Annotated in this window: 27 protein-coding genes; 17 read left to right on the top strand and 10 right to left on the bottom strand. The window is 59.7% G+C overall.

The window, feature by feature from the left end:
* The first annotated feature begins 1,079 nt into the window (after positions 1–1,079).
* Positions 1,080–1,319, top strand: a complete 240-nt coding sequence (locus AC3WWH_RS13915) for an antitoxin (protein WP_113399660.1) — start codon at positions 1,080–1,082, stop codon at positions 1,317–1,319.
* A gap of 328 nt (positions 1,320–1,647) precedes the next feature.
* Entirely contained in the window at positions 1,648–2,838 is a 1,191-nt protein-coding gene (locus AC3WWH_RS13910) for a DUF1173 domain-containing protein (RefSeq protein ID WP_113399661.1), read from the top strand.
* A gap of 463 nt (positions 2,839–3,301) precedes the next feature.
* Here AC3WWH_RS13910 and AC3WWH_RS13905 read toward each other — a convergent pair whose 3' ends face one another.
* Together AC3WWH_RS13905 and AC3WWH_RS13900 are read right to left on the bottom strand one after the other, a co-directional pair.
* Positions 3,302–4,219 (bottom strand): ArdC family protein, encoded by a 918-nt coding sequence (locus AC3WWH_RS13905; protein ID WP_492377062.1) that lies wholly within the window; start codon positions 4,217–4,219, stop codon positions 3,302–3,304.
* 265 nt (positions 4,220–4,484) lie between these two features.
* A complete protein-coding gene (locus tag AC3WWH_RS13900; protein ID WP_336409524.1) occupies positions 4,485–4,619 on the bottom strand; it encodes a hypothetical protein in 135 nt (44 codons plus the stop codon).
* A gap of 473 nt (positions 4,620–5,092) precedes the next feature.
* On the opposite strand from AC3WWH_RS13900, the gene AC3WWH_RS13895 reads away from it, so the two are divergent.
* Positions 5,093–6,103, top strand: a complete 1,011-nt coding sequence (locus AC3WWH_RS13895) for a GSU2403 family nucleotidyltransferase fold protein (RefSeq protein ID WP_113399662.1) — start codon at positions 5,093–5,095, stop codon at positions 6,101–6,103.
* Positions 6,104–6,366: 263 nt separating this feature from the next.
* Here AC3WWH_RS13895 and AC3WWH_RS13890 read toward each other — a convergent pair whose 3' ends face one another.
* The 3 genes from AC3WWH_RS13890 to AC3WWH_RS13880 form a co-directional block, all read right to left on the bottom strand.
* On the bottom strand, positions 6,367–7,467 hold the full coding sequence (locus AC3WWH_RS13890; RefSeq protein ID WP_058323445.1) for a DUF475 domain-containing protein: 1,101 nt from the start codon (positions 7,465–7,467) through the stop codon (positions 6,367–6,369).
* A gap of 553 nt (positions 7,468–8,020) precedes the next feature.
* Positions 8,021–9,343: an epoxide hydrolase family protein gene (locus AC3WWH_RS13885; protein WP_113399663.1), complete on the bottom strand. Its 1,323-nt coding sequence runs from the start codon at positions 9,341–9,343 to the stop codon at positions 8,021–8,023.
* A 101-nt stretch (positions 9,344–9,444) separates the two neighbouring features.
* Positions 9,445–9,885 (bottom strand): VOC family protein, encoded by a 441-nt coding sequence (locus AC3WWH_RS13880; RefSeq protein ID WP_058323396.1) that lies wholly within the window; start codon positions 9,883–9,885, stop codon positions 9,445–9,447.
* A gap of 345 nt (positions 9,886–10,230) precedes the next feature.
* Here AC3WWH_RS13880 and AC3WWH_RS13875 point away from each other — a divergent pair, with 345 nt between their 5' ends.
* Positions 10,231–11,187, top strand: a complete 957-nt coding sequence (locus tag AC3WWH_RS13875) for an alpha/beta fold hydrolase (protein ID WP_113399664.1) — start codon at positions 10,231–10,233, stop codon at positions 11,185–11,187.
* On the opposite strand, the gene AC3WWH_RS13870 is transcribed toward AC3WWH_RS13875, so the two are convergent.
* Positions 11,184–12,092: a LysR substrate-binding domain-containing protein gene (locus AC3WWH_RS13870; RefSeq protein ID WP_113399665.1), complete on the bottom strand. Its 909-nt coding sequence runs from the start codon at positions 12,090–12,092 to the stop codon at positions 11,184–11,186. The genes AC3WWH_RS13875 and AC3WWH_RS13870 overlap by 4 nt on opposite strands.
* A gap of 46 nt (positions 12,093–12,138) precedes the next feature.
* Complete coding sequence (locus AC3WWH_RS13865; RefSeq protein ID WP_492377061.1) at positions 12,139–12,777, bottom strand: TetR/AcrR family transcriptional regulator; 639 nt, start codon at positions 12,775–12,777, stop codon at positions 12,139–12,141.
* 271 nt (positions 12,778–13,048) lie between these two features.
* Between AC3WWH_RS13865 and AC3WWH_RS13860 the strand changes: the two genes are divergently transcribed.
* From AC3WWH_RS13860 to msrA, 4 genes are all read left to right on the top strand, one after another.
* Entirely contained in the window at positions 13,049–13,585 is a 537-nt protein-coding gene (locus AC3WWH_RS13860; protein WP_082640969.1) for a YkgB family protein, read from the top strand.
* Between the two features lie 89 nt (positions 13,586–13,674).
* Positions 13,675–13,830 carry a DUF1127 domain-containing protein gene (locus AC3WWH_RS13855; RefSeq protein WP_082640967.1) on the top strand — a complete coding sequence of 52 codons (156 nt, stop codon included), beginning with the start codon at positions 13,675–13,677 and terminating at the stop codon, positions 13,828–13,830.
* A 171-nt stretch (positions 13,831–14,001) separates the two neighbouring features.
* The gene (msrB, locus tag AC3WWH_RS13850; protein ID WP_113399668.1) at positions 14,002–14,445 is read left to right on the top strand and encodes a peptide-methionine (R)-S-oxide reductase MsrB; all 444 of its coding nucleotides are present in this window, start codon (positions 14,002–14,004) and stop codon (positions 14,443–14,445) included.
* On the top strand, positions 14,446–14,961 hold the full coding sequence (msrA, locus tag AC3WWH_RS13845) for a peptide-methionine (S)-S-oxide reductase MsrA (RefSeq protein WP_058323391.1): 516 nt from the start codon (positions 14,446–14,448) through the stop codon (positions 14,959–14,961).
* A 198-nt stretch (positions 14,962–15,159) separates the two neighbouring features.
* Here the strand turns inward: msrA and AC3WWH_RS13840 are convergent, their stop codons facing one another.
* Positions 15,160–15,699, bottom strand: a complete 540-nt coding sequence (locus AC3WWH_RS13840) for an RrF2 family transcriptional regulator (RefSeq protein ID WP_058323443.1) — start codon at positions 15,697–15,699, stop codon at positions 15,160–15,162.
* Between the two features lie 271 nt (positions 15,700–15,970).
* Here AC3WWH_RS13840 and AC3WWH_RS13835 point away from each other — a divergent pair, with 271 nt between their 5' ends.
* From AC3WWH_RS13835 to AC3WWH_RS13805, 7 genes are all read left to right on the top strand, one after another.
* Positions 15,971–17,179: an NAD(P)/FAD-dependent oxidoreductase gene (locus AC3WWH_RS13835; protein ID WP_058323390.1), complete on the top strand. Its 1,209-nt coding sequence runs from the start codon at positions 15,971–15,973 to the stop codon at positions 17,177–17,179.
* A gap of 75 nt (positions 17,180–17,254) precedes the next feature.
* The gene (locus AC3WWH_RS13830) at positions 17,255–17,665 is read left to right on the top strand and encodes a cupin domain-containing protein (protein WP_492377060.1); all 411 of its coding nucleotides are present in this window, start codon (positions 17,255–17,257) and stop codon (positions 17,663–17,665) included.
* Between the two features lie 22 nt (positions 17,666–17,687).
* Positions 17,688–18,143, top strand: coding sequence for a carboxymuconolactone decarboxylase family protein (locus tag AC3WWH_RS13825; RefSeq protein ID WP_093234180.1), 456 nt, complete (start codon positions 17,688–17,690; stop codon positions 18,141–18,143).
* A gap of 278 nt (positions 18,144–18,421) precedes the next feature.
* On the top strand, positions 18,422–19,330 hold the full coding sequence (locus AC3WWH_RS13820) for a DMT family transporter (RefSeq protein WP_058324821.1): 909 nt from the start codon (positions 18,422–18,424) through the stop codon (positions 19,328–19,330).
* Positions 19,331–19,401: 71 nt separating this feature from the next.
* Positions 19,402–19,797: a VOC family protein gene (locus tag AC3WWH_RS13815; RefSeq protein WP_058324822.1), complete on the top strand. Its 396-nt coding sequence runs from the start codon at positions 19,402–19,404 to the stop codon at positions 19,795–19,797.
* 127 nt (positions 19,798–19,924) lie between these two features.
* Positions 19,925–20,704 (top strand): ABC transporter substrate-binding protein, encoded by a 780-nt coding sequence (locus AC3WWH_RS13810; RefSeq protein WP_058324823.1) that lies wholly within the window; start codon positions 19,925–19,927, stop codon positions 20,702–20,704.
* A 483-nt stretch (positions 20,705–21,187) separates the two neighbouring features.
* Positions 21,188–21,937 (top strand): SDR family oxidoreductase, encoded by a 750-nt coding sequence (locus tag AC3WWH_RS13805; RefSeq protein ID WP_058324824.1) that lies wholly within the window; start codon positions 21,188–21,190, stop codon positions 21,935–21,937.
* A gap of 23 nt (positions 21,938–21,960) precedes the next feature.
* On the opposite strand, the gene AC3WWH_RS13800 is transcribed toward AC3WWH_RS13805, so the two are convergent.
* Entirely contained in the window at positions 21,961–22,824 is an 864-nt protein-coding gene (locus AC3WWH_RS13800) for a LysR substrate-binding domain-containing protein (protein WP_058324825.1), read from the bottom strand.
* A gap of 109 nt (positions 22,825–22,933) precedes the next feature.
* Between AC3WWH_RS13800 and AC3WWH_RS13795 the strand changes: the two genes are divergently transcribed.
* On the top strand, positions 22,934–23,344 hold the full coding sequence (locus AC3WWH_RS13795; protein ID WP_113399345.1) for a tautomerase family protein: 411 nt from the start codon (positions 22,934–22,936) through the stop codon (positions 23,342–23,344).
* A gap of 522 nt (positions 23,345–23,866) precedes the next feature.
* On the opposite strand, the gene AC3WWH_RS13790 is transcribed toward AC3WWH_RS13795, so the two are convergent.
* Positions 23,867–24,307: a hypothetical protein gene (locus tag AC3WWH_RS13790; RefSeq protein ID WP_156433237.1), complete on the bottom strand. Its 441-nt coding sequence runs from the start codon at positions 24,305–24,307 to the stop codon at positions 23,867–23,869.
* A 479-nt stretch (positions 24,308–24,786) separates the two neighbouring features.
* On the opposite strand from AC3WWH_RS13790, the gene AC3WWH_RS13785 reads away from it, so the two are divergent.
* The gene (locus AC3WWH_RS13785; RefSeq protein ID WP_063891552.1) at positions 24,787–26,880 is read left to right on the top strand and encodes a GumC family protein; all 2,094 of its coding nucleotides are present in this window, start codon (positions 24,787–24,789) and stop codon (positions 26,878–26,880) included.
* Positions 26,881–26,904: the final 24 nt, after the last annotated feature.

The raw sequence follows: 26,904 nt of genomic DNA, 5'->3' as shown, positions 1-26,904 counted from the left end.
TCGGGACCATTCCCGATGACGCGCGAAGAGACGGCCGATCTGCTGCGGTCATCTCGCACGAAAATTCTGCGAAAATTCTATTCTCCGCAAAAAACGCGGGCGCGCTTCGTCCCGCTTGCCGGAAGAAGTGCAAGAAGCCCGCATGAAGAACCTAAATCGAATTTTGCTGAATTTTCGTGCGAGACATACCCCTTCAGGGGTTGACCGCGAAAGCAGGCGGTCGACTAAAGGGCGACATAGAAACGGGAATGGTCTTGTTGCAACCGAAGCCGGTGACAGACCGTTCAGGCCACCCGGTCCGGCACTGCTTAAGACCGCCGGCACATTGCAACGTGGGCACATCACTTCGGTTTGCGCTACGCCCCCTCGCCCATCTCTGCCAATCGAAAGCAGCAAGGAGCGTCGACTGCCGCCACATCTCTCGGGTGCACGTTGAGACGACCGCGGTGGACCATATTGCCAGAAAGCCGTACTGCAATATCTCGAGACGCTAGGCCCCGCCGAGATCGACCAAGTCGATCTTCGACAATCTTGCCCGCCGTCCGGTCTTGGCACGAGCACAGTCCCCCGACAGATACCCGTCTGCTTCGATCAGTGGGTCCTGAGCAATCGGGGCTGGCATCGCTTGACGATATCCGGGGTCGCCGACCTGCCTGATCGCCGAGGGCGTCACGCTTCTGGAACTGCAACGCTTTCGAGCCCAGCGCGGCATGGGAAATCCCGGTTCGTGCTGATGAGTTGCGAGCATTGCGAGCGAATGCGAGCAGAAGGAGATCCTCGACGGGGCCATGGTATCTCCGCCGGAAGAACACAATGAACTGTTCGCCGCGGCGATCGGCTGCGAACGGCGAGGGATATATAGCGCCGAGCAGTGAAGCTCCTGCCCGCGAGAACTCACCGAACGCAAGGGATCGTCAGGTCGTCAAGGCGCGAAGACTGGGTGCAGGCTTCGTGCAGCCGGCTCGCCGGCGAAACAGTGCCCGCTGGGGCAGATCGCCGGATGCGAGTGACCCGTCCTTCCTGGACTGCGGGTCAAAAAGCCGTATATACGCCTCTGTAGATACATAACGGAGGCGACCATGCCCCATCTTGCACGGGTATTCCATTTCGGAAACTCGCAGGCCGTCCGCCTGCCGAAGGAATTCCGCTTCAACGTCGAACGCGTAGAGATCGCGCAAGAGGGCGATGCTGTCATTCTCCGCCCGCATGTTGAGGCGGGCGAGCCGTGGTCGTCGCTGATGGCAGCGCTGGCCCGCGGCATGAGTGAAGACTTCATGGAGAGCGGGCTCGAGCAACCGCGCCATCGTCGTCAAGGTTGAGCGCTAACAACGAGGTGACAACCCGTGACGTCGGCAACACGCTGTGCTGTTGTCGGTTCACTGCGCTTGTGACAGATGCAGCCCACGCACCGCTTGGCTTTAGCGTATTCGGGTCTTTTCTGTCCGACATAATTCCCGGGAAGCGCTCGTAGCCGAGCGCGTCCGCCGACATCTTCGGACGCGTGTTTTCGCAGAAGAACATCTTCTTCCACCGCTGCCGCGCGGGGTCCGCTTTATACTATCGTATTTCCGATAGTCTACACGACAGATCCGTGCTACATCGTCACCGACCCTTACAGACCCCTTGGATGGGCGGCGGAGATGCAATGTGCGACGGTTTCTGATCGGCGACAGGTCGTTCGAAGAGGAATCGAACGAATTCCAGGCTATTCTTCCACGTGCTTACGAACATGGGCTCCGGCCGCATTGTCAGTGCAAGGAACCGCCGGTTCCGATGTATATCGCGCAACTTGAGGGGCAGCATTTCGTCAAACGCATGCCGCTGTCCGGGCGCGATCACGACCCGGCTTGCCCCTCCTACGCCCCCCCTTACGAGTTGTCCGGCCTCGGTCCTTTAATCGGCAATGCCATCCAGGTTGATGCGAACGGCCGGGCAATCTTGAAGATAGATTTTTCGATGACGAAGAAAGGTCCGCGAGCGGCGGCATCTCAATCGGCGGATCCGTCAGAGCGCGCCATTCGCAATGAGCCACAGAAGCTATCGTTGCGCGCAATGTTGCACTACCTCTGGGAAATGGGTGAATTGACTGAATGGCGTTCCTCCTGGGCCGGAAAGCGCGGCTGGGGTCGGGTCCGCACGAGCCTCATGAACGCCGCGTCGCAAATGACGACTCGTGGCGGTCAGCTCAGCGATATGCTGTTTGTGCCGGAGACTTTCCGTCAGGAGGACAAGGAAGCAATTGCCGCGCGCCGAGCGACCGCACTTGCCGGTGCGCAAGCGTCCGGGTCAGGACCGCGCAAACTGATGATCGCAGTGGCGGAAGTGAAGGAGTTCATACCCGCACGCGTGGGGCATCGGATCACGTTGCGGCATCTGCCCTTTCCACTCATGCTTGAACACGAAGCATGGAAGCGACTCAACGCCAAATACGAAACGGAACTGGAGTTATGGCGTTCGAACGATGAGCTGCATCTCGTTATGATTGCGACATTTGGGGTTTCGGCATCCGGGGTCGCTGCCGTCGCAGAACTCGCGATGATGGTGGTGAACGAGAACTGGATCCCATTCGAAACCGTCCACGAACGTCATCTTCTGGAGAGACTGGGTGCGCTGCGACGCAAGTCCGTCAAAGGGCTACGCTTCAATCTCCCACAGGAGCAACCAATCGTGTCGGTCACCTTGCCGGAAGAGCGGCCCTCCCCGGTCGCGATGTTCATCATCCCGGCCGGTGCAAGTGGGGACTACCAGCGGGCATTGGCGGAAATGATCAAGGCGAGACCAGAGATGACACCTTGGATTTGGTGCATCGCCGAGGGGGACATGCCGAAATTGCCGTGATCGCCAGAGTGCAGGAGGGATGGTTATTGTCTTTGCTCAGAGCAAGCTCGTTAGATGGTGAAGGAAGCAGCAAATGAAGGCGTTCGTTTCGTAAAGTTCACGTACAGGCACAGGCTCTCCCGGTAGCGCCGCTCAATCTGGTCGAAATCGATCTCAGTCAAACTATGGATGCGGATTCAACGGACAGAGAAAGCGCACGGCGCCACAGCCCATTGCATCCTCGGCAACTTCTTTTCCGCCAAAGGGGGTGCCAGGCGGCAGAGGTGCCGTCATGCGGCGAGCCAACATAGCTCGCTTTGCCGGACGTCCTTACTTCACAAAATTCAAATGGCCGCCGATTGCCGCAGCAACCGGCAATTCGAAAACTGCTTCCCTGCCGCCGCGGTCAGCGCTCCCAAGCATCACCTCGCAATTTTTCGCCCGCAAGGTGATGATCCTTGGCTGTTCTTCTTGAAAGGGACGCCTATGCGGCGCCCCGGGCCTCATCCTGCTCGGCCTGTTGTGCACGCATCCAATCGGCGATCTCCTGGGCTTTGCTGGCGGCAGTGAAGATTGCGCGCTTGTCGGAATTCATCACCTCAACCCACGAGGCAATGTAGCGCGCGTGGTCGGGCCGCGGCTCGACACTGAGGCCCAAGTCGGCGCAAATCATCGCACTCAAGAGCTCGACCGTGCATTCCTCCATCGCATAGGCAGCCGTGCCGAAGCGTCCGGAGAGATCGCGGCCGAGGCGGTGGCTGGCGCCAGAAGCATGGCCACATTCATGGAGCAGCACGGCGTAGTAGGCGACCGCGTCGCGGAAGCACGCGAATCTTGGCATCTGCACCTGGTCCGTAGCCGGGCGGTAATAGGCCTGCGAGCCGCCGTGGCGGATGTCGATGCCGAGAGCCGCGCAGAACCGTTCGGCCCGATCGATCCGCTCAGCCTCGGTCAACACCGGCATCACGGGCGGTGTGTAGCCGTCAACTTGGGCGCAGTTAAAAACCGAATAGCCGCGAGCGAACATGCGGCGGGCGGGCTCTTCACTTTCGCGATCTCCGTCTTGGTCATCCGCTTTGTCGCGATCGCTAGCCTTCCAGAACACGACAAGGTGGCCGTGCTCGCCCTTGCGAACCTGGGCGCCGAGCGCCTGCCATTGGCGGTAGGTGCCCCAGATGCCGGTGGGGTAGCCTGCCGCGTGCGCCGCAGCCCAAAGTGAGAGAATGTTGATGCCGCGGTAGGTCTTGGTTGAGGCGATATTGACGGGCGTGGTGATGGCCGATCCGTCGTGATGCCAGGGCATTCGGTAGTTGCCGGCGCCGGCCTCGATGGCAGCGATAATCTGGTTGGTGACGCGCTCGTAGATATCGATGGGTGTTTGGCGTCTGCGATCTGTGGTCATGGGTGCCTCCTTCAGCTCGCCCTCTCCGTCGAGGGCGAGGCGGCACGGGCAGACGCGGGAAGCCTGCCCGTCATACCCTGTTCTCGGTGCTGGTGCGGAACAGGGTTGATGGGCTGGCAGCGTCTGCCACACCCGAGCCATGTCCCGACGGGCGCGCTTAAGGAGGCGCCGACCATGATCGGCGCGCGGAAGAAAACGGCCGGGATGATGCGCGCCTCTCAGCCAGCGTCGTCTCGTGGCGCGCTTCAGGGGGAGAACCCCGGCGTTACCGGAATGGGCCAGTGCCGCAGACCCTCTCGATGACGGCATTCCGGCCGGCGTCCTGCAGCGTCAGCACCTGGCTGTACGGGGCGGGCGTGTAGACGAGGCCGGGCAATTCGGCGATCTCGGTGCCGCGCATGGCTCGAAGCTCGGCTTGAGCGCGCGGACGGGCGCTCCTTGAGGGCTTTGAGTAATGATCGCCGTCGGCAGGATTCGGCAGTCCGGAACTCGGCGAGAAGACCGACCGCACGATTCGCCGTCGCCCGGCTGACGGCGGCTTCGTACGCCAGGTTGGAGACGGTGAGCGCGTCATCTGTGCGCTCGGGGCGGCCATCGAGCAGCCGTGCCATCGCCGCCCGCAACGCCGCCTCGCTCTTTGCGCTGAGCGCGCTCATGCTCCGCCCTCTATCAGGGGAGCGATCAGCCGGCACTTGCGTTCATCGTCGCTGCGGCGGCTTCGCGTTGCAACGGCAACAAGGGCTGATTGCATCGAACGATACCAAAAGAGCAAACATATTCAACCAATACTGGTGTTTATGTAAATTATGCCATTGAAACAATTCAATTTGTCCTGCAAGATATGTTACATGATGAAATGCAGGACAAATTCCGATGGTTGAGTACACATCCCCGTATTCAGATGAGCAGCAGCGTGTTCTGATCAATATCGAACAACACTATGATACCTGGATGGCAGCCGAACGTGCTGCGACAGCACTCCCATATGGAATGAAATGGGCGGAAAGATCGGGTAAGGAGTACCTCTATCAGGTCTTAGACCGCATCGGTAATGCCAAGAGCTTAGGCCCGAGGTCGCACGAGACAGAGGCTGCCATGGCGAACTACACGTCATCCAAAACCGAGATCAATGAGCGTCGGCAAGCCAGTGCTCGGAAGCTCACAGAATCTTGCGCTCTTTATCGCTCCTTGCGTCTGCCAATGATCCCATCCGAAGCGGCCAAAATTCTCCGCGAGGCGGACCGGCGATCTATGCTCGGCAGCAAGTTGCTTGTGGTGGGCACGAATGCGATGCCTGCCTACAGCATCGAGGCGGGTGGTGAGATCAATGACGCTCCGACCGAAACCGACGATTTCGATATGGCGTGGTCAGCCCTCGTCAAAGATGACGCAGACTTAGGCGTGATGGCAATGTTGAAAGGGGTGGACAGCACCTACACCGTGAATACAGAACGAACTTTTCAGGTTAGGAATGCAAAAGCATTTGAATTTGAGCTTCTGGCCGCCCCGTCGACGGTAGGCAACATGATCAGCAATGACAGGCCCAGCCCGTTGCCGCTAGAGGAACAGGAGTGGCTGCTGTTAGGAACGTATCTGCGCCATGTTGTCGTTGCCCGTGATGGGACTCCTGCTCGTTTGGTAGTACCCGATCCTCGGTACTTCGGCTTGCAAAAACTTTGGATGTCGGCGCAAGTGAAGCGCGACCCACGGAAAAAGCCGAAGGACCGCAGGCAAGGCATGGCAGTCTTGTCGGCAACAAAGGCGACAATGCCGCATATTTCGATGGATGAAGAATTCGAGAAGGCGATTCCAGTAGAACTCCAACCTTTCTATGAGGCGTGGAAGGTGAACTATATCGAGTCACCAACACCCCGCTGGAGGTAGCATCGTGCGCTACGATCAAAGTCACAAAAATCCGCGCATCTGGCATTGACGCAGCAGAAACCTTTGATCTGGTCTGATGCGAAACGTTTCCAATCGTAGCTTTCTTAATGGAGAATCTGATATTTTGTCTAAATCTCAATCTACTCAAGGCTCTAAACCTTGAGTAGATTCTGCTTAATTTTGATGGCGAAAGTTCAAAAGTATGTGTCGAACAGCACCGACGGACGCGTCCGCCGGGCTCGTTGTCACATCCAAAGATCTTATCAGGCGCGCAGTCGCTGCTCAGAATCCTTCGTGTCCACCTGCTCCAGTTCGCGTTCGCGCTTGTTGTAGCGGATCGAAGACCAGAGCGAGATGCCGATGAGCGCCGCGCCACCAAGACCGGTGATCACTTCCGGAATGTGGACGAGCGTCTGGAAGTACATGACGACCGAAAGGATCAGGATCGCGTAAAACGCACCGTGTTCCAGGTAGCGGTATTCGTTGAGCGTTCCCTTCTCAACCAGCATAATCGTCATCGAACGGACATACATGGCGCCGATGCCGAGGCCAATCGCAATGACGAAGAGGTTCTGCGTCAGGGCGAAGGCGCCGATGACGCCGTCAAACGAGAAGCTGGCATCGAGGACTTCGAGGTAAAGGAAGGCGCCAAAGCCGCCCTTTGCCGCCGCACTCATGGTTTGTTGTGAGGCATCGAGCAAACCGCCGACCACCTCAACCACGAGGAACGTCAACAGGCCGTAGATCGCCGAATAGACAAACGTGTGGACCTCTGCCGGTTCGAGCAGCGTCGAAAAGCCAAGAATAAGGGCGAGAACGAAGGCGATTTCGATGCCCTTGATGGTCGCAAACCTGGCCATCTTGCTCTCGACCCACTTGATCCAGTGCACGTCCTTCTCGTGATCGAAGAAGTAAGTCAGGCCCACCATCATCAGGAAGGTGCCGCCGAAGGCTGCGATCGGCAGGTGCGCGTCGTTCATGATGCGCGCGTATTCCTCAGGCTTGCTTGCCGCCAGAACGATCGCTTCGATCGGTCCGATCTTCGCCGCAATGACGACGATCAGCAGCGGGAAGACGATACGCATGCCGAAGACGGCAATGATGATGCCCCAGGTCAGGAAGCGATGCTGCCACGCGGGCGTCATGTCCTTGAGCTTGTTGGCATTTACGATCGCGTTGTCGAACGACAGCGAGATCTCGAGCACCGCGAGCACGGTGCAGATGAAGAAGACCGAGGCCATACCGCCGATGGTTCCGGTCGATTGCCAACCGAGCCAGGCGCCGAGCACCAGGCCCACCACCGTGACAATGAAGGCCCATTTGAAATAGCCGAGAGCGTTCGTATGCGATTGAGGCTGTGTCATCGACGGGCCTCCTTCGCGCGAACGACGCCGGATTCGGTGAAGAAATGCGGTTTCAAAACGGAAATGCGCACGGCCGAAGGGGCACATGCGTGAGGCATGAGATCAGTTTTCATTGGAGCTAATCCGCCGGCTAATTTGCTGGCGGTACCGACATCACGAGAGCGCCGTAAAAACTCTCGCCAGAGGGGCCCGGCACCAGTGTTCATCCCGCGTCCGATGTCTTAAGGGCGGGACCGCTTTCTAATTAGCAGCGTGCGGTGGAACGTCAAGAGGGCGCTTCTCGCTTTAGGAAGTCGTTCACGCAAAGGCGCCGTGTTTCGGTCCGACGCAAACGACCCTCGCGATCGCGGCCTTGTCGAGATCGTAATTTGACGAATTGTGCGCTGCGACACTTACCGCGAATGGCCAGGCGTCATCGCAACTCGCCGGCCATATCCCGGAGCTTGACCAATGAGACGGGCATCAATCAATCAATCGCCGTCAGGATTGCCAACCGGTGGTCGCCGCCGCCAATACCTGGCCAATTCGTTGTCCGCCATGCTTGGAGACGAACTTAGTTCCGAAAACGCATCGCCTTGAAGCCTGCCCTAATCTCTTCGGCGAAGAGTTCCGGCTCCTCCCAGGCAGCAAAGTGCCCGCCCTTCGAGGCGTGATTATAGTAGACGAGCTTCGGATAGGCTTTTGACAGCCATTTTCTTGGCGGCCGATAGACCTCCCCCGGAAACACGGTTACGGCGACAGGAACTTTGGCCGCGGTGAGCTTTACTCCAGCCTTGAGGTTCTCCCAGTAGATGCGTCCGCTCGACGGGCCGGTGTTCGTCAGCCAGTACAAAGTGATGTTGTCCAGGATGTCGTCTCGGCTCAGAGCCTGTTCCGGGTGACCCCGTGTGAACACCCAATCTGCGATCTTGTCGTAGAGCCAGGCCGCCAGGCCGACCGGAGAATCCGCAAGCCCGTAGCCAACCGTCTCCGGACGCGTGCTGAGGATCGAAGCATAGCCAAAGCCGTTGTTGAGGAAGTCGCGAGCCTCGTCGAAAACTTGCCTCTCTTCGGCCGACAAGTTGTCGGGAGCCGGCCCTCCGCTCTTCAGCGCTTGGGCGGCGTCGGTTGGGAATGTCGTCGCGCGCTCGATCCGGTTGACGTGGATACCGAGCAGGCCTTCCGGAGCCTGACGCCCGAGGGCGTCGCTGATGATGGCGCCCCAGTCACCGCCTTGCGAGACATAGCGGTTGTAGCCGAGCCGTTTCATCAGCGTGTCCCAGACCATGGCGATCCGCTGTGCGTCCCAACCTGTCGAGGTTGGTTTCTGCGAAAATCCGAAGCCGGGGATAGAGGGAATGACAAGATGGAATGCGTCTTCAGCCTTGCCGCCATGAGCGGTCGGGTCGGTCAGCGGGGCGATGACGTCCAGCAGCTCAAAGACCGAACCCGGCCAGCCATGGGTCATGATCAGCGGAAGTGCATTCTCATGGCGCGAGCGCACGTGGATGAAATGAATATCCAACCCGTCGATGTTGGTCAGGAACTGAGGAAACGCGTTAAGCTTTCGTTCCGCTTTTCGCCAATCGTAGCCGGATTGCCAGTATGCCACGAGATCCTGGAGCGTCTGCTGCTCGACGCCCTGGGAGCGATCGTTGACGGTCGCGCTGTCCGGCCAGCGCGTCGCCGCGAGACGGCGTCTCAGATCCGCGAGGGCGGTCTCGGGAATGTCGGCCTTGAAGGGGCGGATATCGTCGCTGCTGATCGGCGCTTTCGCGACGTTGGCGGCAACGCCGGTCGTCGGTAGCACCGCTGCCGCTACTCCGATCGCAGCGCCTGAAAGCAGAAACGAGCGCCGCGTCACCTGGCGCTTCGCAGCCTTGTTTTCCAAGTCCATTTAAGAAATCCTTTTGAACACTCACAATCGTCGTCGGACAGATTTTGACGCTATGACGGAGCCTCACCGATGGCGGCGGGGCCCCGGACTACGCAAATTTGTCAGGCCTCGTCGGGGCCTGTGCGGTAGATCAGGAACTTGTTTCCTTCCGGATCGCGAAAATAGGCACAGTAAGGGTCACTACCATCAGGGCCTCTCGGACCGGGAGCGCCTTCGTCCGAGCCGCCCGCTTCGAGCGCCGTCGCATAAGCGAGGTCCACCTGCGCCCGCGATCGGGCCTCGAAGGCGATCATCGTACCATTGCCAGCAATGGCCGTCTCGCCATTGAAGGGCTTGAGCACGCCGAACTCGAGGGTACGGTGCCCGTAGTAGACGGCACGTCCCGGCTGAACGAGCACGCGTCCGATACCGAAGACGGCGAGGAATTTATCATAGTAGGCAACGGCAGCGTCGAGATCGTTCGTGCCGACCGTCGAGTGGCCGGGCAGCGCTCTGGCTTTTTCCGCAACCGCATTTTGCGAAGAGGGCGTCATATCGTTCATTCTGATCTTCCTGTTTAGGCGAGCGATTTTCGTCTCGCTGGTTCGCTTGGGATCGCTGTCGAAAACCGACGATCCGCGAATGAACAGAAATCTAAGAACGGAGCCGGGCAGCCGGCACCCCGCGGAATTGAGAGCCATCCTCTCACGCAGGCGCGTGCTTCGACCGGGTCGGCTGGGAGCGGGCGGAGGTCGCGGCACCGCAGGAACGGGCATTGGAGCAGGCATCATGCCGCCGGCGGCCTTTGCTCAGTTCAAGAGGGTCCCTCTCACAAACACCATCTGCCCACGACCATTCGGATATCGGATCTTCTCAGTAGGATCAGACAGACCAGAAGGACGCCTGACATGGTCATGCCATCGCTCAAGAATTTCGCCATAACCGCTTCCATGGCAATGGCGTCGGCTGCATCAGCGCACGCCGGCGCCGCCATCTCCGTGACCGGGCCGAAGATCGACTTCATCAAAATCGACGAGACTATCACGTTGCGGCGCATGGTTACCGGCCCAACCTCCGCCACCGGCACGGTTCTCTTCCTGCACGGTTTCCCGGAAACATTGACCGTCTGGAAGGAGATCGCGGAAACATTGGGCAAGGACTACGAAGTGCATGCTTTCGACTGGCCTGGTTACGGCCAGTCTTCGCGCCCCTCGGCGTCACAGTTCTCCTATTCGCCGAGGGATTACGCCAAGGTTCTCAGGGCCTATATCGAGAAGACGGGCGTCGACCGATCAAATTTGGTCATCTACGCCTCGGATATCGGCGGCCTTCCCGCACTGCTGTTGGCCCTCGACGAACCAACCGTGGCAAGGAAGATCATCGTCGGCGATTTCGCCCCGTTCAACAGGCCGCAGTACATGTATGAGAGCCTGCAGAACCTCAAGGCAGAGCCGACGGCGACGCCGACGCGGGCTTACATGAACAAGACCAGCGACGAGATCCTGCAAAACGTGCACCGCCGTGGCCTCGCACCGGAGACCCAGTACGAATTGGCGCCCGAGGTGCAGGCGGACATGAAGGATTCTTGGGCGCGCAACGGCGTAACAAGCGCCGACGCCTTCGCCTTCTATTACTCCCATTTCACGCGCGACGAGGACTATCTCGAGGCCAATCTTCACAAGCTCAAGACTCCAGTGAAAGTGATCTGGGGCGACCGGGATATCTACATCAAGGCGGGGATGGGCAAGGAGTTTGCCGAGCGTACCAATTCGCAGTTCGAGCTTCTGGCAGGTATCGGCCACTTCCCGCATCTTCAGGATCCGGCCCGGACTGTTGAAGAGGTGCGGGTCGCCTTCGCAGACTAGGCCTGCGATACCTCGCCTCTTTTGCACACAGCGCGCAGGCGAGGCAGCGCCCAGTCGACGAAGGACCGTACCTTCAGCGTCAGCTGACCTTGGCGGGAATAGACAATATGGATGGGTCGGGGCCTTTGGTCGAAAGCTTCCAAAACCGGCACGAGGGCGCCCGAGCCCAACTCGTCCGGGATTTGATAATCGAACAAACGGGCTATGCCGGCTCCGCCGACCGCCGCTGCCACGCAATTGGCCGCAGTGTTCAGCTCGAGACGGTTGCGGGGGACCGACTCCAGTTGTTGCCCGGCGACATCGAAGGTCCAGAAGAAACTCCGCTTGTTGAAGAATATTCCGTCATGGTCTGCGAGGTCGCTCGGATGCTCGGGCACGCCCCGTCGCTGCAGATATGCGGGGCTCGCGCAAGTCAGCAGGCCGAACTCACCGGCCTTGACTGCGTAGAGAGAACTGTCGGCGAGGTCGCCCAACCGGATGGCGATGTCGACTTGTTCTTCTACCAGGTGCACCGTCCTGTCGAGCGAGAGCAGGTTGAGCGACACCTCCGGATACTTCTCCATGTAGCTGAGTGCGAGCGGCATCACATAGCGGGCGCCGAACTCGACCGGCATGGTGATCGTCAGGGTGCCGCGAGGCGTCTGGTACTCGCCGGACGCCCGACGTTCGGCTTCCTCGAGGTCGGCCATGATCTTTCGGGCCGCCTCGACATACTCCCTGCCGGCATCGGTGAGCTGAAGATTGCGGCTGGTGCGCACGATAAGGCTCGCCCCCAGGTGCCGTTCGAGTTCGGCAACCTTGCGGCTAACGCTGGGCAACGGGGCATTCAGCTTCCTGCTCCCTGCAGAAATACTGCCGGCATCGACAACTGCCAGCAACATTTTCATTGCTTCGAGACGATCCATCGTGTCCCCCGCAGGCGCTTCCGGTGTTGCTTACGAAATTAAGATCCTATGCTCTGGCTGCGTCCGCAGCCGTAGCTCGCTCTTCTCCACCCTCGGTCCTGGCCAATGGTTCCGAAGAAGCGCGCATCTCCTGCGCGAGCAGGCTGACCGCCATGCGTTTGCTCTGCCGAACCGGCTCGCCTGTTCGCGTCATTTGCGCAATGGCCGTCGCCCCCTCGTGCAAGAGGTTGATCGTGTCGGAAATGCGTTTCGGTTCCGCGAACCGGGCCGCATGCGCGAGCTCCTCGAAATAGGCAAGGACCAGACGTTTGTGCATCAAAGCGGCGCGGAACACCGGATCGACGGCCTCCTTGTGCTCCCCCGCCGCGCTCATGAAAATGCAGCCGCGGAACTGCTTGTCCCGGACCGAAGCTTCGAGGAAATCGAAGGTCGCGAGAAGACGCTCATAGGGATCGTTCGTGCGCTGCTCGACAAAGATGCGCATCTCGGCGCGGGATTGTTCGTCGCGCCGCTCAAGTGCGGCCAGGATAAGATCCTCTTTGGTTTCAAAATGCCGATAGAGCGTCGTCTTGGCCACCCCCGCCTCGGCGATGAGGAGATCGATGCCGGTCGCGTGGTAACCGTGCAGGTTGAACAGGCGCAAAGCGGTATCGAGCAGATGACCTCGGATCTCTGAGCGGCGCATATTCACTCCTTAAAACAAAACAGATTTGTATCATTCTATCGCGCTCGACGAGAAATGCAAGCCACGCGCGCCGGCCTCCCAAGTGCCGCTCCCAAAGGCACGCCACAGGCCTCCAAGCAGTATTTCTGGGGTAACGCCACAACAAATTCCCAAAAAGCAGGATTGCCAAACGATACAGATCGGTATATTTAAGCATACACCGATACAGACCTGTATCGTTTAGCAAGGCCAATCGGGAGAATGGCCCGACGCCGCCAACCAGGAGAAGACAATGCCTCGTGATCTCGCACACCACAGCGCGGCGCGTCCGCGTGTCCACATTCGTTCCGCCGCCTCCGCGCTCGACGTGATCGATAGCCACGGCCAGGCCGTGACTGCGGCTGGCCTTTATGGCGCGCTCGCCGTGATCTACGGCTGGTTCGGCGGCATGAAATTCACCCGTTACGAAGCGGAGGGTCTGGTCGGCCTGGTCAGCAACAATCCCTTGCTGAGTTGGACCTATTCGCTCTTCAGCGTTGAAGGCTTCTCAAACCTTCTCGGCATCCTCGAGCTAAGCATTGCCGCCCTCATCGTGGCCCGGATCATAAAGCCGATCTACTCGCTCATCGGCGGCCTGCTCTCGGCTGGGCTTTTCGCAACGACCGTGAGCTTCATGGCGACGACACCCGGCGTGTTTGTATCTGAGCTCGGCTTTCCAGCGATCTCGGTCGCTCCCGGGCAGTTCCTGCTCAAGGATGTCGGGCTCTTCGCCCTCTCCGTCTGGATCGCCGTCGACTCGTTCGCGGCGCTCCGTGCGACACGCGCCTGATTGACGAATTGCGCGACCCAACGGTCCGCCTCCTCCACTGCAATCTACGTCTCTCCGGCGATGTGGCCGGCTGAACAAAGGAACGTCTCATGATCATGCACTATCTTTTGTCGAGAATCCGCGCTCATCAACGCTACCGCCAGACCGCTCTGGAACTAGGCCGTTACAGCGATCAGCAACTGGATGATATCGGCATCTACCGCTTCGAAATCGACGATATCGCTCGCCGGCAGTTCAACCAGTGACCAACCCACGACGCGGGGCCGGTGCAACGAGGTATTGCGCAAGAGGTGCATCGGCCAGCGTCCTGGCCAGGACAAGGCAGCTGGCCGCGCGCCGCGGATGCGGCGCCGGCCAACGAAGCCTGGGCGTCATCGCCCGTTCCAAGCAACACGCCTCCTATTGGAGACAAGCAAATGACCTACAGAAAGACAGACGAAGCGATCCGAAAACTGACGCCCGAGCAGTTTCGCGTCACTCAACAGAGCGGGACCGAGCGTCCCTTCACGGGCGAGTACAATGACAACAAACGCCCGGGGATCTATGTCGATATCGTTTCCGGCGAGCCGCTGTTTGCGTCTTCCGACAAATTCGATTCCGGCTGTGGCTGGCCAAGCTTTACCAAGCCGATCGTGCCAGCAAACGTCGAGGAACTGCATGATCGTTCCCATGGCATGATCCGCACCGAGGTTCGCTCGAAGCATGGCGACAGTCACCTTGGCCATGTGTTTGCTGATGGGCCACTGGATCGAGGCGGCCTTCGTTATTGCATCAATTCCGCCTCCCTGCGCTTCATTCCCCGCGAGGAGATGGAGATCGAGGGTTACGGCGCGTTCATCAACCAGGTGGAGGATATTTGAATGACCGATAGAGCTGGCAGAGCTGTTTTGGCCGGCGGCTGCTTCTGGGGGATGCAGGATTTGATCCGCAAGCTGCCGGGGGTCATTGCCACTCGTGTGGGCTACACCGGAGGCGATGTGCCTAACGCCACCTACCGTAACCATGGCACCCACGCCGAGGGTATTGAGATCGCCTTCGATCCGGGGACGATCAGCTACAGGCAGATTCTGGAGGTATTCTTCCAGATCCACGACCCCACCACAAAGAACCGCCAGGGCAACGACATCGGCATGTCCTATCGCTCGGCAATCTACTACGTCGACGACGAGCAGAAGCGAATTGCCGAAGACGCCATCGCAGACGTCAACGCTTCGGGCTTGTGGCCGGGCAAGGTCGTGACTGAACTCGAACCGGTCGGAGACTTCTGGCAAGCGGAGCCGGAGCACCAGGATTACCTGGAGCGTTACCCCAACGGCTACACCTGCCACTTCCCACGCCGGAACTGGGTGCTGCCGCGGCGGACCGCCGCCGAATAGCCGGCCGCCGATGTCGCAAAGAAGTCGGACAAGCATGCTAGCTTGCCCGACTTCACCTTAGCCTGAGGCGACATCACGCGACCACCGCGTCATTGCGACGACGCTTCGCCGCACGCCTCTAGATGTTGTGTTTGTCCGCAAGCAGGAAAAATCCGAGCGCACGGGCTCTGAAAGCGCGGCCGTATGCGGCGCCGAGCATCAACCGCCCTTCGCTACCGTGCCGCGGCGGCGACGCTGCGGCGTCCGGGCCGCAAGCCAGTCCTTAATGTTGCCCGCATGCTCCTTGGGCGCCTTCGACGCTGCGCGTCCGGCAATGCTCGCCAGCGTATGGCCGGCCATCACTTCTCTCGCCCGTTTTTCGGCCTCGATCATGACTGCGTGAATGGAGCAGACGCCGTCCTTTGCCCAGGCAGGCGTCCGATCGCCGAACAGCGCGCACTGTCCCCGGATTTCCTTGCATTCGAACAGCGGCTTCCGTCCGTCGATGGCCTCGATGACATCGAGCGCGGTGATGTCGGTGGCGGGGCGGGCAAGCGCGAAACCGCCGCCGATCCCCTCTCGGGCGACGACGATGCCAGCCTTCTGTAGCTTGGTGAAAAGCTTTGCAACGAATTCGGCGGAAATCTTCTGCAGCTCGGCAAGATCGCGTGCACTTGCCGGCTGGTCTATCTCCTCCGCCTCGATGAGGAACAGGAGACAGTGGAGAGCGTATTCGACGCCTGCGCTTATGTGAGCCACGGAAACACCAAAACACCGACAAATGCAGTCGGAGATAACATCGAAGCCTTGCCGGCGCAAGTCCTTGGGCGTCTTCCCTGCGTTGACGGTGCGTTTCCAAGATCGACCGGATTCGGCATTGCTCATTAACTACGACTGCGCTAGTCGTAGTTAAGCGACGACATTGGATCATCGCGAAAACCGTCTCCGGTTTGGAGACATCATCGAAACGGCAATCGCCCTAAGGCTGGCCCCGGTCAGCCAATGGCGAAGCCTTGTCTGAGGAAAAGAAATGCGTGAACGAATTCTGATTATCGGCGCTGGATTTGCCGGAATGTGGTCGGCACTCGGCGCCATGCGGCTACTGGACCAGCAAGGAAAGGCGGACGGATCCGTCGAGGTTGCCGTGATCGCGCCGCAGCCCGAGCTCCACATTCGCCCCCGCCTCTACGAAAAGCATGCGGCCAAGATGAAGGCGCCCCTGTCCGAGATCTTTGCTAACGCAGGCGTGCGTTTCATCAAGGGTTATGCGACGTCCATCTCGACGGCGGACAACGCCGTTACCTATGCGGATGACCACGGCCGGGAAGCGACGATCAGCTACACTAAACTTGTTCTCGCGACGGGTAGCGTCCTGTTCCGCCCGGATATCCCGGGGCTCACCCACGCCTTCAATGTCGACCAGCTTGCGGATGCGGCGAAATTGGAGGAACACATCGCCCAATTGGGTCGTCTTCCGGAAACCCGTGCGCGCAACACCGTGATCGTCGCCGGCGGCGGCTTCACCGGCATCGAAACGGCCGCCGAATTGCCGCATCGTCTTCGCGCCGCGCTTGGAGAGAACGCGGACGTCCGCGTCGTGATCGTCGAGCGTGGCAATGCGATCGGACCGGATCTCGGGCCGGGCCCGCGTCCGGTCATCGAGCAAGCGCTTTCGGAATTGGGCGTTGAGACACGGCTGCGGTCTCCAATCGTTGCCATCGACCATAACGGCGTCACCCTCTCATCCGGCGAGCGCATCGACGCGGCCACCGTAATCTGGACAGCGGGCGCCCGCGCCAATCCGATCACCAAGGAGATCGACGCGAACAAGGACTCTTTCGGCCGCCTTCACGTCGATCGGAATCTCAAGGTCATCGGCCACTCGAACGTCTTTGCGACCGGCGACGTCGCATGTGCAGCAACGGACGATATCGGCAACCGAACGATGATGAGCTGCCAGCACGCCCAGAACCTCGGGCGTTCCGCAGGGCACAACGTTGCTGCCGATCTGCTCGGCGTGACCTCGATTCCCTACAGCCAGGAAAAGTACGTCACCTGTCTCGATCTCGGCCCGTGGGGTGCCGTCTACACCGAAGGGTGGGACCGTCAGGTAAAGTTGACCGGCGCCGAAGCAAAAGAGCTCAAGACGAAGATCAACACCACCTGGATCTATCCGCCGAGTGCCGATCGCGCAGCAGCTCTGGAAGCTGCCGACCCGCTCCGCATCGTTGTCGCCTGATCACTGCAGAAGCGAGCCCGCCAACCTCCCTTGGAGGCTCGCTTCCTGCCAGATCTCATCAAGGAGAACATCATCATGAGCACTCGATTTGTCACAGGCGCACTCTTTGCCGCTATCGCTTCGGCGCTGCCGGCCGCAGCGCACGATCCCGGCGACGTTGTCACGCCGCACTTCGAAAAGGCGATACCCAATATTCCGGGCAAGACCTTGACCGCCCTGATCGTCGACTATCCCCCAGGCGGCGCCTCGGTTCCGCACACGCATGCAAAGTCGTCCTTCATCTTCGCCTACGTTCTCTCCGGAGAAATCGTGTCCAAGGTGAATGACGGTCCGACACAGACCTACCGCGCCGGCGAGAGCTGGTACGAGCCGCCGGCATCGAAACATCTCGTCAGCCGCAACGCGAGCCAGACGAAGCCGGCAAAGCTGCTGGCGGTGTTCGTCGCCGACACCGATGAAAAAGAACTCACCACCCCGATCAAGTAGACCCGAATTCAGGAGCAGAACAATGAGCAAGCGTCTCGACTACAACCAGATCGCACCGGCCGGCGCCAAGGCCCTTGGAGGCGTCTACGGCTACGTCCTGCAAAGTGGCCTGCCGCCGGTGCTGGTGGATCTGGTTTATCTTCGCATCTCACAGATCAACAACTGCGCCTACTGTCTCGACATGCACACCCGCGACCTCCTGAAGAAGGGCCAACCGATCGAAAAGATCGCATTGGTCCAAGCGTGGAGGGAGGCCGGCAACCTCTTCGACGCGCGTGAGCGGGCGGCCCTTGCCTGGGCCGAAACCGTCACACGCGTCGCCGAGACGGGTGTGCCGGACGAAGCCTACACGGCTGCACGTGCGCTGTTTGACGAGCGTGAACTCACCGACCTCACGATCGCGATCGGCCTGATGAATGCCTACAACCGCATGGCGATCAGTTTCCGCAACACGCCGCAGGCAGCACTTGAAAAGTAGTCTCATAGCTCGTCGCGGGCGCAATCACTGCGCCCGCAAGCTCTCTGCTAATTTCCGGGGATCTAAATGTGTGAGGCGCCGCGCTTTTTTGGATCGGAACATGTGCCGCAAACGGTGAAATCAATTTAGCCCACGGTCGGAACCAATTTTGTCCCGTGAGGTCGAGGCGCAATACCCAAACCGATTCATTCGCAAAACTTATGGTTCCATATGCAGACGGCAATGGATCGACCCGGCGGAATGTGTCATGGCGTGCGCAACTTGCTGAAGGCCCCAACATGACCGTAATCACTGCCCCCGTAACCGCCCCGAACGCCGCCCGAACCGGTGTCCTCATCATGCTGCTCGGCATGCTGATGTTTTCGCTGAACGACGTCATGGGGAAATGGCTGGTCGCGACCTATTCCGTCAGCCAGTTGATGGTGATCCGCAGCATTGCGGCACTTCTGTTTCTGTCGCCTTTCATCCTCAAACGTGGCCTGCGCTCGATGTTCAAGGTCGAGCGGCCGGGACTGCAAGCGCTTCGCTCGCTGCTGTTCGCGATCGATGCCTCGGCCTTCTATTTCGCCGTCGCCTATATGCCGCTTGCCGATACCATGACCTATTGGCTGGCGGCGCCGATCTATGTTGCTGCCGCCTCGCCGTTCCTGCTCGGCGAAAAGGTCGGCTGGCGGCGCTGGACGGCGATCCTCGTCGGTTTCGCCGGCGTGTTGATTGCGCTTGAACCGTCCAAGGAGAGCTTCAGCCTGCCGGCGCTGATCGCGCTTGCAGGCAGCACAGCGTTCGCCTTCGCACTGATGCTTGGTCGTACGCTGCGGTCGACACCGGACACCACCCTCGTCTTCTGGCAGATCGTCGGCGCATTGATTTTCTCGCTCGTCGGCGTTGCGGCCAACCCTTCCGGCTGGGCGCCGGTCGACGGCGAGGCACTCCTGCAGCTCGGCATGCTCGGCATCGTTGCGATGCTGGCGCACATTCTGGTCAACCGCTCGCTCAAGCTTGCCGATGCCGCGACCGTCGTTCCCTTGCAATACACACTGCTCTTCTGGGCCGTGGTCTTCGGCTGGGTCTTCTTCGGCGACTCGCCCCGCCCGACCGTGATCATCGGTGCAGCGTTGATCGTCGCGTCGGGCCTCTTCATCTTCTTCCGCGAGCAACAACTGAAGAAGCGGCAGGCAAAGTCCTGAGCAGCCAGGCTGGTTTCATTGAGCGTCGCTCTCTGCTACCCCACCGGCAATTAACGCTGAAGGAGAGGCAGATGGCCAAGGCGATCCATTCGATGATCCGGGTTCTCGATGAAAAGAAGTCGGTCGATTTCTATCGCCTCGCCTTTGGGCTTGAAGTCGCCGAAAGGCTGGACTTCGAAACCTTTACCCTCATCTATCTCAGCAATGAGGAGAGTGAATTCGAGCTCGAACTGACGGTCAACAAGGATCGAAGCGAGCCCTATGCGCTCGGCGATGGCTATGGCCATCTGGCGCTCTCAGTCGACGATCTCGATGCAGAGCATCAACGTGCCGCCGATGCGGGCCTCAACCCTGGCAAGATCGTCGCCTTCAACCGCGATGGCGCCCTGCTCGCTCGTTTCTTCTTCCTGGTTGATCCCGACGGCTACAAGATCGAGGTGCTTCAGCGCCACGGTCGCTACAAGTGACGCCTGACAGACAACGTCAATCAACCAAAACAATACCGGTTATCGCGCCTATCTATTTCGCTTATAGATCGGAGCGACATAGTCTTCCCTGGAAGCATCAAGAATGATGCAAACAAGGGGAACGCGAATGAAGAAACAGATTGCAGCAGCCATGCTGGCCATCATGGCAGCGACCGCCTCGTCGGCTCAGGCAGCGGAAAAGATCAAGATCGGCACGGAGGGCGCCTATCCACCCTTCAACTTTATCGATCCTGCCGGCAAGATCGGCGGTTTCGATGTGGATATCGGGCTCGCGCTCTGCGAACGCATGAAGGTCGAATGCGAAGTGGTTGCCCAGGATTGGGATGGCATCATTCCCGGCCTGCTTGCCAAGAAATACGACCTGATCATCGCCTCGATGTTCATCACCGAGGAACGCAAGAAGCAGGTCGCCTTCACCAATCCCTATTATCTCGCAGCCATGACGCATGCTGCGCCAAAGGGCTCCGGCATCACCGAGTTCACCAATGAGGCCCTCAAGGGCAAGGTGATCGGCGCTCAATCCGGCACCACCCAGGCCGAGTACATCACCGCCACCTATCCCGATGCGGAGATCAAGCTCTATCCGACCCAGGACGAAGCCAATCTCGACATGGTCAATGGCCGTCTCGATCTGCAGGTCGGCGATATGCTGCCGCTGCTCGACTGGGTGACCAAGAACGCCGATGGCAAGAACTGCTGCGAACTCATCGGCGAGCCGATCACTGACAAAAAGTTCGTGGGTGACGGCGTTGGTATCGCAGTGCGCCAAGAAGACAACGATCTACGCGAGAAACTCAACAAGGCGCTCGACGAAATCCGTGCCGACGGCACCTACAAGAAAATCAACGACAAATACTTCTCGATCGACGTCTACACGATGAAGTGAGGCGGTTGGCATCAGCCAGCCCCTTGAGAAATCCGACCGCGCCTCCATGGGCGCGGTCGGTCACCTCCCAATCGTTACTCGTCGCACGTTGCCGCGCCACGATGGCCGCGAATTTGGGATCACCTCTGAGCGACTCCGGGGCCGAGTAGCCTTCGAGACATTTGCCTTCGCCCTGCCAGCCGCCATCGACAGGTCGTCGGAAATAATTGAGCGAGCGCAGGCGTTCAGCGACAAGGGCGCCGCGGCTCGGAACCCCTACCCTTCGATATGCTCGCTCGCCCGCTCCAGGTGAGCACCCAAACTCCGGCAGGCGCCGAGATCGAGATCGCCGACGTTGGCATCAAGGTTCCCGGCCTTTCATGCCAGCGGCACCGGCATGGCTGATGGGATCCGAGGTTGGCGGATAGAGTGACAGGCGCTAAACCTCGTTCCTGAAGATCTGATTTCGCTTCGACCAGGAAATAACGGGCACCGAGGGCCGGCATGTTCAATCTCAGCGGAAAGACGGCACTCATTACAGGCGGTGGCCGCGGGCTCGGCCTCGAAATGGCGAAGGCTCTCGCCTCAGCCGGCGCGGCGGTAGCAATCAACGGTCGCCGCCGCGAGAAACTTGAAGCTGTGCGCCAACAGCTTGCCGAAGATGGCATCGCACTCGATATTGCTCCGGGCGATGTCGCAGCGGATGCGGCACAGATTGTCGATGCGGCTGTAGCTGCGACGGGGCAGCTCGATATCCTGATCCATGCGGTTGGCGAGCGCGACCGGCGTGGCACCGACGCCATGGACCCCGCCTCCTTTGCGGCTCTGATCAACGCGGATTTGACGGCGGCCTACACGATGGCGAAGGCGGCGCTTCCTTATCTTCGCCGTTCCGTTTCCGGGCGGCTGATCTTCGTTACCTCCATTGCCGCCTTCGCCGCGCGCCCTGGAGACCCAGCCTACACCGCCGCAAAAGGCGGCCTTGATGCACTCACCCGCTCGCTTGCAGTCGAGCTCGGCTGCGACACGTTGACGGTCAACGCGATCGCGCCTGGCTGGTTTGCGACGGAGACCAATGCGGCGCTTGCCGCCGATCCTGCGCTCCAGGCTTTCGTTGACGTCCGCATTCCCTTAAAGCGCTGGGGCCGACCGGAAGAGATCGCGCCTGCGGCCGTGTTCCTGGCTTCCCCCGCTGCAAGCTTCGTCAACGGCATTACACTGACCGTCGATGGCGGCATGACCGTGCAAATGTAGCTGCCGTTCGCCCCAAGATAACATCATGGTCTGCTGCTCTCGTTCGGCAATCCTTCTGCGAGAAGCATCGCGAGACTGGAGGCGGCCTTGTCCGCCTTCGGCTTGAGCCGCAGACTGAACTCCGCCTTCGGCAACGCCGGCAACGAGAGGGCTTGGGGCGCGACGGCGACCCCCTCGCCTATAAATCGCGCAGTCCGCGCCGTGATCGCGATGCCGCTGCGGACCGCAGCTCGCAATCCGGAAAGGCTCGGACTGGTCGCCGCGATACGATAGGCACGTCCGACGTCATCGAGCGCACTTGTAGCCGCCGAGCGAAACCCGCAGGGCGGGTCCAATACCGCGATCGGCAGCTCACCACCGGCGGGAACCGGATCAGCCGATGCAGATAACCACAGCATCGGTTCGCTCAGTATCGCGATCTCGTCCGGTTGCGCGCCGTCGCGCATGACGATCAGGACATCGACCGCTCCTTGGTCATAGGTTGCCGTCAGCTCTCGGGAGCGCCCGACCCGCAGATCGAGGCGCACGCGTGGATGGGTTCGCCCAAAGAGACGTAAGAGATCAGGCAGGTTGCTGTCGGCAAAGTCCTGGGTGCAGCCTAGCGTCAGGCGACCATCGGCCTTGGCGCCCTTGAGGCTGAGCCACGCGTCACGGTGGACTTCGAGAATCCGCCGCGCATGGACGAGCAGCTCCTCCCCGGCTGGCGTGAGGACACGTCCTCTTCCCGACTGGGCGAGCAGCGGCTCTCCCACCATTGCCTCCAAACGCTGCATCTGAGCGGTGACAGCGGAAGCGGTGCGGCCCACTGCGGCAGCCGCGTGAGCAAGCGAGCCGCCTTCGGCAAAGGCCAGGAACGTTCGGAGCAGGTCGGGATCGAAAGCTTGCATACTTCACATTAATCGAAGCATTGATATAAAACAATTCGATGTTTATTCACGAAGTAAGATGGCAGATTGAGTTCAACAACAGATCACAAATCACCAAAAGGAGCCTTTCATGCCTATCATCAACATCACGGTCAGCGGCAAGGCCGACGCGGCTCTGTCTTCCCGGATCGCCGCCGCGGTCAGCGAACTGACGGCCACACACCTGCGCAAGGATCCGACAATCACTGCGATCGTCGTCGCCTACATCGATCCCGCCCATTGGTTTGCCGGCGGCAAATCACTGGCGGAGCAGGATTTGAACAGCTTCTGGCTGGACATCAAGGTCGTCGACGGGACAAACACGAAGCCGGAAATGGCTGCCTATCTGGAGGCGGTATACGGCCGCTTCGAGCAACTTCTCGGCAGGCTGCATTCGGAGAGCTACATTCTCGTGCACGAGGTGCCGGCCGCCGCCTACGGCTACGGCGGCAAGACGCAAGAGTTTCGATACATCAGCGGGAAGGTGAAGGTCACCGCATAGCAGCGGACATCCTCTCATCTGGCGACCCCTCCGCGCAGTCCGAACTGCGCCGAGGGGTCGCCAGTTTCATGACGCGGCAAAATGGGAGCGCCGGGAGCAGCCGGATGGGAGGGAACAATCGCTTGGCAAGGCCGTCCGACGCTGAACTGACACCCGTAACGGAGTGCCGATCATCGTGGATCCGGTCCAAAAGACGGGGCATTGGGCGACTATGGCGATCGCACTAAGCACCGGCGAAGTATGTTCAGGATCACGCGAAGGCGACAAATGAGTGGACGCACTTAGAAGGGTGGAAATATTGCGGGCAACCAACCCACAGACGGGCGGTCACACCTGGAACCTTCGATCAGTCGACGACGCGTAGGCTCACAAGGCCTTCTGCTTCATTCGCGCGCCCGACCTGCAGCCGCTGCTTGCACGATAGGAAAAGGCAGCGCTGATCCTGCCACTGGCGAATAATCCTGCTCTTAAGAGACCGACATCGAACGCGCCTGGTGCCGCTCGATCAACCCAGTTCCCTACCTAATCTCGCGCATTTGCATTGAAGACTTGGCGCCGTCCTTCTGTGATCTCCAGGTCGCGGACTGCCGACCTCGTCGCATCGAGGTCCGCCTGCATCTTCAACACTCTCTTGCGCAGGTTGAGTACCGCTGTCGAAACCACGACAATTTCGGCGATCACAACGACACCCGCCCCAGCAACGCCTCCAATGCCAAACAGGATCAATGTGGCGGCGCCAATTAGGACTGCGATAGCGCTGCATCTGAGGCTGCGGCCGCCCCTCAGGAATAGAACAGCCGGAAAAGTTGCCAGCAGGACCTCTACAACCCCGGATTTATCTCCAATGGCCTGCGAAGCGAATTCGATGAGCGTATCCATAGCTACCCGCGGCTCGGTGAGACAATTTAAGTTTGGCGTTTGATCAACCGAAAGTTCCACTTCGAAGCAAGTCGGTGTTTTCATCGAAGGGCATTCATCAAAGCGTCATCGCAATTGGCTAAAGTACACGCGGAGCGGTCTCTGGCCGCCGTCCAAGCCTACGCGGGCTTCACGATTAACATTTTGATGCTCTGATCGTCAGCAGTCTCATCCCGTGTATGTGCTCAATGCATCTACCACAATAGCGGTACGCGACATTCGCCTTTTGGCGTTGTGCTCGATCAAAAGTACGGGTCGCCTCATCCATTGCTTCAACATCATACGCCCTAGTGCTGATGGCACGTATATTAGCGAACCTGATATGTTCCCGGTTGGCCGGCAGTTTGGATCGGTCAACGGCGGAGCAGGATGACTTGGACGTACCGCAATTTGGGGCGCCAAACCCCAGCTTGCCGCGTGTGAGTGCGACTGACCGTTAGCTCCCCAACGTTCAATACTGCAGGCCTTCCGCTGGTGCAGCACCGGCGGACCTTATCATTACGGTTATTTGAAGGGATTTGAAGATGCAGAGCTCGACCGACCGTGTGATCGTAACACCGGAACCGGCGCTGCTCGACGTGAGGGAGATCATCGATTTTCTTCGCCGGCGTTGGAGGTTCATCTCGTGTACTGCCGCCCTAACGCTCGCAGTATTCGTTGCAATTTCGCTGGCCATCACCCCCTCATATACGGCGTTTTCCAGGATCCTGCTCGACGCCCCCAAGGACTACATTTTGTCTCAGGACGCAGGGCCTGAGCTGCGCGACAACTCCACCTTCATCGAAAGCGAGATTGCCGTCCTGACGTCCGCTTCGCTGCTCCAGAAGGTTGTCGAAAGCGAAGGGTTGGCGGAAGAAGACCCCGACCTTAGCGCCGGAGCCCTGGCATGGCTGGAAGGTGCGCTAGAAGTTTCGCGCGTCGGACTGGCGGATGTCATCGAACTGTCTGTAACCTCGCATGATCCAGAAGAAGCGGCCCGTCTGGCCAATGCCCTTGCCGAGGTCTATGTGCAGGACCGCATTGCGTCCCGCTACGAGGGCGCCAAGAAAGCTTCCACATGGTTGAGCGAGCGGGCCGGAATTCTGCGCGAAGAACTGAGCCACTCGGAAAACGCCGTTCAAAAGTTCCGTGCCGAGCACAATCTCCTGGCAACGCAGTCGGGGAGCCTGACCGAGCAGCAATTATCAGAGTTGAACATAGCCCTCATCAACGCCCGCGCCGAACTGGCAACGAAACGCTCGAAGTTCGAGCAGGCAGAGAAAATACTTCGCATCGGCGGCGACGCCCAAACCTTGCCTGACGTGCTGCAATCCAATGTCGTGAGCGCGCTGCGCACCCAGGCCGGCGTGATGGCGCGCAAAGAGGCAGACTTGCGCCTGAGGTACGGTGAACAGCATCCGGAAGTGATGACGGTCCAGGCGGAGCGGCGCGACATTGAACAGCAGATCTCTGCCGAAACCCAGCGACTCATCGGCAACCTTAGAAACGAGGTGGAAGCCGCGGAAGCGCGTGAAGCTGCGCTCTCTCGGGCGCTCGCATCGGTCTCTGGCCAGTCGGCGGTCGAGGATCAGGTCGGCGTACAGTTGCGCGATTTGGAGCGTATCGCGGCCGCAAATAAAGAACTGTTCCAGACATTCCTGTCGCGAGCTAAGATCGCCGAGGAAAAATCAACGCTGCTCAGCAGCGGTGTGCGCGTCATTACGCATGCTGGCGTTCCGCTCGCACCGAGCTTCCCGAACAGGCCACTTTTCGCGGCTGTGGGTCTGGTTTTTGGCGCCGCGTTGGGGGGCGCCGGCGCACTTGTACGCGAGCTGTTTGCTTCCGGCTTTATGGCAAGACGTCAGGTGGAAGAAGCCTTGGCGTTTCCAGTTCTGGCCTCCCTGCCCCGAATGACGGAATGGTCGAGGACGAAGTCGAGGGTGCAGCCAGTAGCATACCTGGAGCACCGACCGTTGTCGCGCTACAGCGAGGCCATCAGAAGGCTGCGCCTGGGGCTGGGCGGCATATCCGAAGCGGATCACTCGCGATCAATCACTCTCGTCACCTCGGCCTTGCCTGGAGAAGGAAAGACGACCCTTGCTTTGAGCCTTGCTTACTCCGCTGCTGCCGATGGCGAACGCGCGCTGGTAATCGACGCCGACCTCAGGGTTTCGGCCACCACCGCCTTCTTTGGGATGGCGGAGAATGTTGGCCTGGTCGATCTTCTGACGCTCCCCATTGATCCCGCCAAGGCAATCCATCTGGATGAGCGTTCCGGCATTCACGTTCTGCCTGCCGGCGGAAAGACCTTAAATCCCCCGGCCCTTCTCGCCTCCGCACGCATGCGGGCGATGCTCGAGGAGTTCCGGCGCACCTATGACACGGTGATCATCGATGCGCCGCCGGTCGGGCCGGTGGCGGATGCCTCCATTCTCGCAGGCCATGCCGACAGGGTGGTCTTCGTCGTGAAATGGCGTGACACGGCGCGCGAAGCGGTCGCTGAAGGCATTCGATACCTCGGCAACCGGTCCAAGATTTCCGGCATTGCTCTGACCATGGTCGATGGACCGAAGCTGCCCAAATACGGGCGTTACGCGTCGCTCGACGGCAAGGGATATGACAATCGCTACTTGAATTGAGAATTGGAGCGCTTCGCGCTGCTG

Source organism: Ensifer sp. EB106-03-01-XG145 (genome assembly GCF_058792075.1).
This window is presented reverse-complemented; position numbering and strand designations above follow the sequence as displayed.